The 6,807-nt window shown below is 66.2% G+C and carries 6 protein-coding genes; 2 read left to right on the plus strand and 4 right to left on the minus strand.

Annotated elements, in window-relative coordinates:
* Positions 1–263 precede the first annotated feature (263 nt).
* Both AC1DSN_RS16245 and AC1DSN_RS16250 read right to left on the minus strand, forming a co-directional pair.
* Complete coding sequence (locus AC1DSN_RS16245) at positions 264–1,517, minus strand: putative bifunctional diguanylate cyclase/phosphodiesterase (RefSeq protein ID WP_213947813.1); 1,254 nt, start codon at positions 1,515–1,517, stop codon at positions 264–266.
* Complete coding sequence (locus AC1DSN_RS16250) at positions 1,514–2,746, minus strand: HD-GYP domain-containing protein (protein WP_477331666.1); 1,233 nt, start codon at positions 2,744–2,746, stop codon at positions 1,514–1,516. Before AC1DSN_RS16250 ends, AC1DSN_RS16245 begins: the two co-directional genes overlap by 4 nt.
* Before the next feature lie 181 nt (positions 2,747–2,927).
* Here AC1DSN_RS16250 and msrA point away from each other — a divergent pair, with 181 nt between their 5' ends.
* Positions 2,928–3,602: a peptide-methionine (S)-S-oxide reductase MsrA gene (gene msrA / locus AC1DSN_RS16255; protein WP_477331668.1), complete on the plus strand. Its 675-nt coding sequence runs from the start codon at positions 2,928–2,930 to the stop codon at positions 3,600–3,602.
* A gap of 108 nt (positions 3,603–3,710) precedes the next feature.
* Here msrA and hutU read toward each other — a convergent pair whose 3' ends face one another.
* The gene (gene hutU / locus AC1DSN_RS16260; RefSeq protein WP_477331670.1) at positions 3,711–5,384 is read right to left on the minus strand and encodes a urocanate hydratase; all 1,674 of its coding nucleotides are present in this window, start codon (positions 5,382–5,384) and stop codon (positions 3,711–3,713) included.
* Positions 5,385–5,484: 100 nt separating this feature from the next.
* A complete protein-coding gene (locus AC1DSN_RS16265) occupies positions 5,485–5,916 on the minus strand; it encodes a hypothetical protein (protein ID WP_477331672.1) in 432 nt (143 codons plus the stop codon).
* A gap of 56 nt (positions 5,917–5,972) precedes the next feature.
* On the opposite strand from AC1DSN_RS16265, the gene AC1DSN_RS16270 reads away from it, so the two are divergent.
* A partial coding sequence (locus AC1DSN_RS16270; protein WP_477331674.1) for an alkaline phosphatase family protein occupies positions 5,973–6,807 on the plus strand: 835 nt, incomplete at its 3' end.

Raw genomic sequence — 6,807 nt, forward strand, 5'->3', positions numbered from 1 at the left:
GGGTGGATGAGGCGCTGGCGCGAAAGATGATTGCGGCGCAGGCGTCGCGCGAGCGACGGTTGGGGATGGCTGACGATGTGATCGTCAATGAGGGAAGTGAAGCGGAGTTGGCGGCTAAGGTGGCTGAGTTGCACCAGCGCTATCTTGAGCTATCCGCTCGGTAGGAGCCGATTTATCGGCGATTGCTGAGGGTGTCGCGGCCTGGGATCGCCGATGAATCGGCTCCTACCGAGCATGGAGCCGTGCATCGAACTGGGCGTCGATCAGACCGTCGAGGCGGCGGCTAGTCGCTCGGCGACGAATTCGTCGGCCAGCATGGGCCGGCCTACGTGATAGCCCTGCACGAGGTCGCAGTCCATTTCGACCAGGCGGCGCAGGGTCTCTTCGTTTTCCACGCCTTCGGCCACGGCTTCGAGACCCAGGCGATGGGCGACGTCGACCATGGCCTGGACCAGTAGCTCGGTGCGGCGGTCGCCGATCATGGCGTCGACGAAGCTGCGGTCGATCTTCAGCTCGGTGGCCGGGAAGTGACGCAGGTAAGCGAACGAGGCGTAGCCCGTGCCGAAGTCGTCGATGGCTACGCGCACGCCGTGGTCGCGCAGGCGGCGCAGCACGCGCACGCTCATGTCGAGGTCGGTGAGCAGCGCGGTTTCGGTGATCTCGATGATCGCGGATTCCGGCGGCACACCCCAGATTTCCAGCGCGCCGAGCATCTGTTCGGCAAAGCCCTGCTCGACGAAAACGCGTGGCGACAGATTGATCGCCACGTCGAGCGGACAGCCACCGCGGTGCAGGGCCGCCGTATGGCGTAGCGACGCGTTGAGGCTCCAGCGAGTCAGCTGCACGATGAGGTCGCTGCGCTCGGCAAACGGAACGAAGTCGGCCGGGGCCACTTCCACGCCGGAGCGTGTGTTCCAGCGCGCCAGCGATTCCACGCGGACCACCTCGCCCGTGCGCAGGTCGCACAGCGGCTGGAAGGCGACGTGCAAGCGGTTGGCTTCGATGTCCTCACGCAGTTCGCCGTAGAGGATTTCGATCGGCGTGACGTCTTGCTGATAAACCGCGAAAGGCTCGCCGACGCGAAGCGCCTCGTCGTGCGCGAGCTCGGCACGCCGGTAGAGCAATTCGGCCGTGGTGCCGTGCTCGGTATAGAGCGTCACGCCGATGACCGCCCGCCCATGCCAGGGGCGCTCGCCACGCAGCAGCGGGCTGTCGAAGGCACCGACGATGCGCGTGGCGGCAAGCAGGGCGTGCGTGCGATTGCGAATGGCCGGCAAGACGGCGACGAAGGTGTCGTCACCGGCGACGAAAATCGTGTCGATGTGACGCACGGCGTCAACGATGCGCTCGCGGGCGGCGAGCATGATCTCGTTGCCGAAATCGAAGCCGAAGCGCAGTTGCGCCTCGCGCATGCCCTGCAGGCGGATGACCAGTACCCCGCTCAGGCCTTCGCCATTGGCGGCACGATCGAGGATGGCCTGGATCGCCGGCAGGATGAGCGACCGCTCACTGGTCATGACAGGAAATACTCCCTGGGGTCGATGCCGAAACTCCCGGCAGCCAGTGTGCGGAGGATCTCGCGTCGTACGCCGTCGGTCTGTCGCATGAGGTCCACGATCACGAACTCGTCCAGGTGTGTCTTGTCGGTGCGCGTGAGCAGGGCCACGCGCGGCTGAAGTCGGCGCGCCTGGTTCTGCACCATGACGATGGCCACTTCGCCGGTATTGAGCTCAACCAGCGAGCCGGTAGGGTACACGCCCAGGCAGGCCTGGAACTGCTCCACCAGCTCGCCCTGGAATTCCCGGTCACGACCGGAGTAGATCTGTCGGATCGCAAGGTGTTGCGAAACCGCCGGGCGATAAGGCCGCGGCGTCGACATCGCGTGGTAGGTATCGATGATCGCCGCCATGCGCCCGGCCAGTGGAATGGCGGTGCCGGCCAGGCCCTGGGGATAGCCGCTCCCATCGAAACGCTCATGGTGGGTCAGGACCATGTCGCGGACTTCCGCATCCACGACCCCCGAATGGTCGAGGATCGCCACGCCTTCGTTTACGTGCTGGCGGGCGAGCTCCCACTCGGCGTCGTTGAGCGGACCACCCCGCTCGAGCATCTCCTCGGGCAGCTGCGACTTGCCCACGTCCATCAGCAGGCCGCCGGCGGCGAGGCTGACGATAGCGTCGTCGGCGAAGCCCATGTGCCGGCCGAAGGCTGCCGCGAGCGTGCTGCAGCCGACGGCGTGCTGGTAGGTGTAGCTGTCGCGCTGGCGCAGGCTCTGCATCCAGAAGAAGGCGTCGCCACTGCGCAGCACGCTCTCCACCATGGGCCGCACGGCGTTTTCCAGGGCGTTCGGATCCAGCGGGCGGCCGGCCTGAATATCCTCGACGATGCGCTCGGCGAAGCTCGCCACGGTGTCGAACGCTTCGCGGGCGCGCGGCATCTCGTCATCGAAGGAGGCGGTATCGGAGTAGCTGTGCCGCGTGACCAGGCGGGTATTCAGGGCCGGGCGTGGCGTCGCCGCGCGCACGGGCGCGGCCGCCGACACGCGCGCTGGCGTGACGCGGCGGTGCAGGTCGACGAAGACGTACTTGCAGAAACGCCGCAGCGCTTCGATGTCCTCTCGAGAGGCGATCGGCACCCCCTGCAACGGAAAGGGCGTGTCCGACCAATCACAATCGAGACGGCTGACATACATGCCGATCTCCAGATCGGTCACGAATACGCGTCTCTCTACCAGGTCGTACGCCACGTTTCCCCTGCCTCCATCGATACCGAGAGCGCGCCATTTTGCCGAATCCGCGCCCGCCCAGCCAACCCACGGTCGTCGGTCCTATATCGGCCGGGACGCCGCTAACTGTAGCCGGGAACCCTGTCAGATTCCTGACGTTCCCCCGGTCTCATCCAGCAGGCCCCCTCCATCGGAGATCCGCATGAACCGCCGTTCCCTGCTCGCCCCGCTCCTGATCGCGCTTACGGCTTGCTCCGCGGCCTCTGCCCGCGACGAAGGCATTCGCCTGCCCGCCCCCACCGTCGACACCGCTGCGGCGCCCGGCGAGGCCACTGCCGTGTTCGCCGGCGGCTGCTTTTGGGGGGTCGAAGGCGTATTCCAGCACGTCCGTGGCGTGAAGAGCGTCCGCAACGGCTACTCCGGAGGCGACGCAGCCCACGCGAACTACGACGACGTGAGCGACGGCGACACCGGCCACGCCGAGTCGGTCCGCGTGGTGTACGACCCGGCCCAGGTCACCTATGGCCAGCTGTTGCAGGTGTTTTTCTCGGTCGCCCAGGACCCCACCCTGCTGAACCGCCAGGGTCCGGATTCCGGCACGCAGTACCGTTCGGCGGTGTTCTATGCCACGCCGGAGCAGAAGAAGGTGGCTGATGCCTATGTGGCCCAGCTGACGGCGGCCCATGCGTTTTCCGCGCCGATCGTGACGCAGGTGACGCCGTTGAAGGCGTTCTACCCGGCTGAGGATTATCACCAGGACTATATGCGGCTGAATCCTGATGCGGCTTATATCGCGATCAATGACCGGCCGAAGGTGTTGGGGCTGGAGCGGATTTATCCGGAGCGGTATACGGCGGCCTGGGCGAATGGGCGCTGAGGCTGGCACCCAATGAGTGCTGAGGCGAGCACCCTATCGCCGATGAATCGGCTCCCACAGTGAGGCCTGCACAGGTCTCGTGTGGGAGCCGCTTCAGCGGCGATGCTTCTACCCTACCATCGGCAGGTTCAACCCCTGCTCCTTCGCACAAGCAATCGCATCCTCATACCCCGCGTCCGCATGGCGCATGACGCCCGTACCGGGGTCGTTCCACAACACACGGGCCAGACGCTTGTCCGCCGCCTCGGTGCCGTCGGCGACGATCACCACGCCGCTGTGCTGGCTGTAACCCATGCCGACGCCACCGCCGTGGTGCAGGCTGACCCACGTCGCGCCGCCGGCGACGTTGAGCATGGCGTTGAGCAGCGGCCAGTCGCTGACTGCGTCGCTGCCGTCGCGCATGGCTTCGGTTTCGCGATTGGGGCTGGCGACCGAGCCGGAATCCAGATGATCGCGACCGATCACGATGGGCGCCTTGAGCTCGCCATTGCGGACCATTTCATTGAACGCGAGCGCCAGACGATGGCGCTGGCCGAGACCCACCCAGCAGATACGCGCCGGCAGGCCCTGAAAACTGATGCGCTCACGGGCCATGTCGAGCCAGCGGTGCAGGTGCGGGTCGTCGGGGATCAGCTCCTTCACCTTGGCATCGGTCTTGTAGATGTCTTCCGGATCGCCGGACAGCGCGACCCAGCGGAACGGACCCACGCCGCGGCAGAACAGCGGACGCACGAAGGCGGGTACGAAGCCGGGGAAAGCGAAAGCGTCGACGAGGCCCTCGTCCTTGGCCATCTGACGGATGTTGTTGCCGTAGTCGAAGGTCGGCACGCCCATGGCATGGAAGGCGAGCATCGCCTCGACATGCTTGCGCATGGACAACTTGGCCGCGTGTGAGGTGCCGGTCGGATCGGACTTGCGGCGCTCGAACCACTCCTCCACCGTCCAGCCCAACGGCAGGTAGCCGTTGACGGGATCGTGTGCGCTGGTCTGGTCGGTGACGGCGTCCGGGCGGACCCCGCGACGAACCAGCTCCGGCAGCACGTCGGCGGCGTTGCCGAGCAGGGCCACGGAGACGGCACGACCTTCCTTCGCGTAACGGTCCAGGCGCGCCAGCGCGTCGTCGAGATCGGTGGCCTGTTCATCGACGTAGCGCGTCTTCAGGCGGAAATCGATGCGGCTCTGCTGGCATTCGATGGTCAGCGACGAAGCGCCGGCCAGGCTCGCGGCCAACGGCTGCGCGCCACCCATGCCGCCCAGACCGGCGGTGAGAATCCAGCGGCCGGCGAGGCTGCCGCCGTAATGCTGGCGACCCATCTCGACGAAGGTTTCGTAGGTGCCCTGCACGATGCCCTGCGAACCGATGTAGATCCACGAGCCGGCCGTCATCTGGCCGTACATCATCAGGCCCTTGCGATCGAGCTCGTTGAAGTGTTCCCAGTTCGCCCAGGCAGGCACGAGGTTGGAATTGGCCAGCAGCACGCGCGGTGCGTCCGGGTGCGACGGGAACACACCGACCGGCTTGCCGGACTGGATGAGCAGCGTTTCGTCGTCGCGCAGTTCGCGCAGGGCGCGGAGGATCGCGTCGAAGCATTCCCAGTTGCGCGCGGCACGGCCGATGCCGCCGTACACCACGAGTTCGGCCGGGTTTTCGGCCACCTCGGGGTCGAGGTTGTTCTGCAGCATGCGGAACGGCGCTTCCGTGAGCCAGCTACGGCAGCTGAGTTCCGTGCCGCGCGGTGCGCGGACGGTGCGGGTCGTGTCGATGCGCGTAAAGGCCGTCATCGGGGGAGGCTCCGTCGATCCAGGGGAATCGACGATTATGGGCTTGCCCGATGGCGGCTCGCCAGCCGCGTCGCAACAAACAACGCGTTAACAGACTGCCTTAGTGGCCTGCCGAGCCGGCGCTGGCCGGCGCGGCCCGTTGCGTGGCGTCGCGCACCCGGGGATTGGTCGGGTCACGGCGTACGGTCGCGTCCTGCTGCGACTGATAGGTCTGCTGCTGGGCGCGATCGGCGTTATCCAGCTGGTTACGCAATCCCGGATCGGTCGCCGTGTTGCGTTGCTGGTTCATGTTGTTCTGACGCRGCTGCTGCTGGACCGCGTTCTGGTTCTGCTGGTTGATCACCTGCTGGCGATTCACCTGCTGCTGGAACTGGGCGTTGTGCGACGGCGTGGTCACGACGGGCCGGGCTGCGGGCGCGGCTCGTGCCGGTGCGGCGGCCTTGACGGCTGGGGTCGATGTCTGCGCGATCGCCGCTAGCGGCATCGACATCGCAAGAAGAAACGGCAGGATCTTGTGAGATGAATTGGTCATGGGACTCGTCCATCATAGGCGGATTGCCTTGATGATCAGAGCTTACGTCGTCCCTCATGAATGCCACGTCGTCCACGCTTCAGCGCGTCGTCACCGCGCTTTTCGCCGTGGTCCTGGCCGGTTGCGCCACGCGCCCCGCCAAGCCCACCTCCCTGCCCGTCACACCCGTGCTGCTGGTCTCGATCGACGCCTTCCGGCCCGACTACCTCGACCGCGGCCTGACGCCAAATCTGGTCGCCCTGGCCGCCGACGGCGCCCGCGCCTCGTACATGCTGCCCTCGTTTCCCTCGCTGACCTTTCCCAACCACTACACGCTGGTCACCGGTCGCGTGCCTGACCACAACGGTATCGTGAACAACACCATGCAGGATCCGGTGCTGGGCAAGTTCAGCCTGTCCAACCACGCCGCGACCAGCGACGGCCGCTGGTGGGCGGATGCCGAGCCGATCTGGGTGACYGCGCAGAAGCACGGCCTGCATACGGCGACGATGTTCTGGCCCGGCACCGAGGCCGAGATTCGTGGTGTTCGCCCTGATCACTGGATTCCCTTCGACGACTCGCTCACCTCGCGCCAGCGCGTGGACAAGCTGCTTTCGTGGCTCGACGAAGCCGGCCCGCAGCCGGCCTTCGACACACTGTATTTCGACACCGTGGACCACGCCGGGCACGAGCACGGGCCGGATTCGGCCGAGCTCAATGCCGCGCTGGGCGACGTCGACGACGCCGTCGGCTACCTCGTCGCCCAGCTGCGCACGCGTGGTCTCTACGAGCACATGAACCTGGTGATCGTGTCCGATCACGGCATGGCCTACGTGCCCAAGGGCAACATCGTCTTCGCCGACGACGCCACTGACCTGAATGCGCTCGATGCCGTGTCCTATGGTGTCATGG

It is taken from the genome of Luteibacter sp. P4_D7_3 (genome assembly GCF_056401735.1).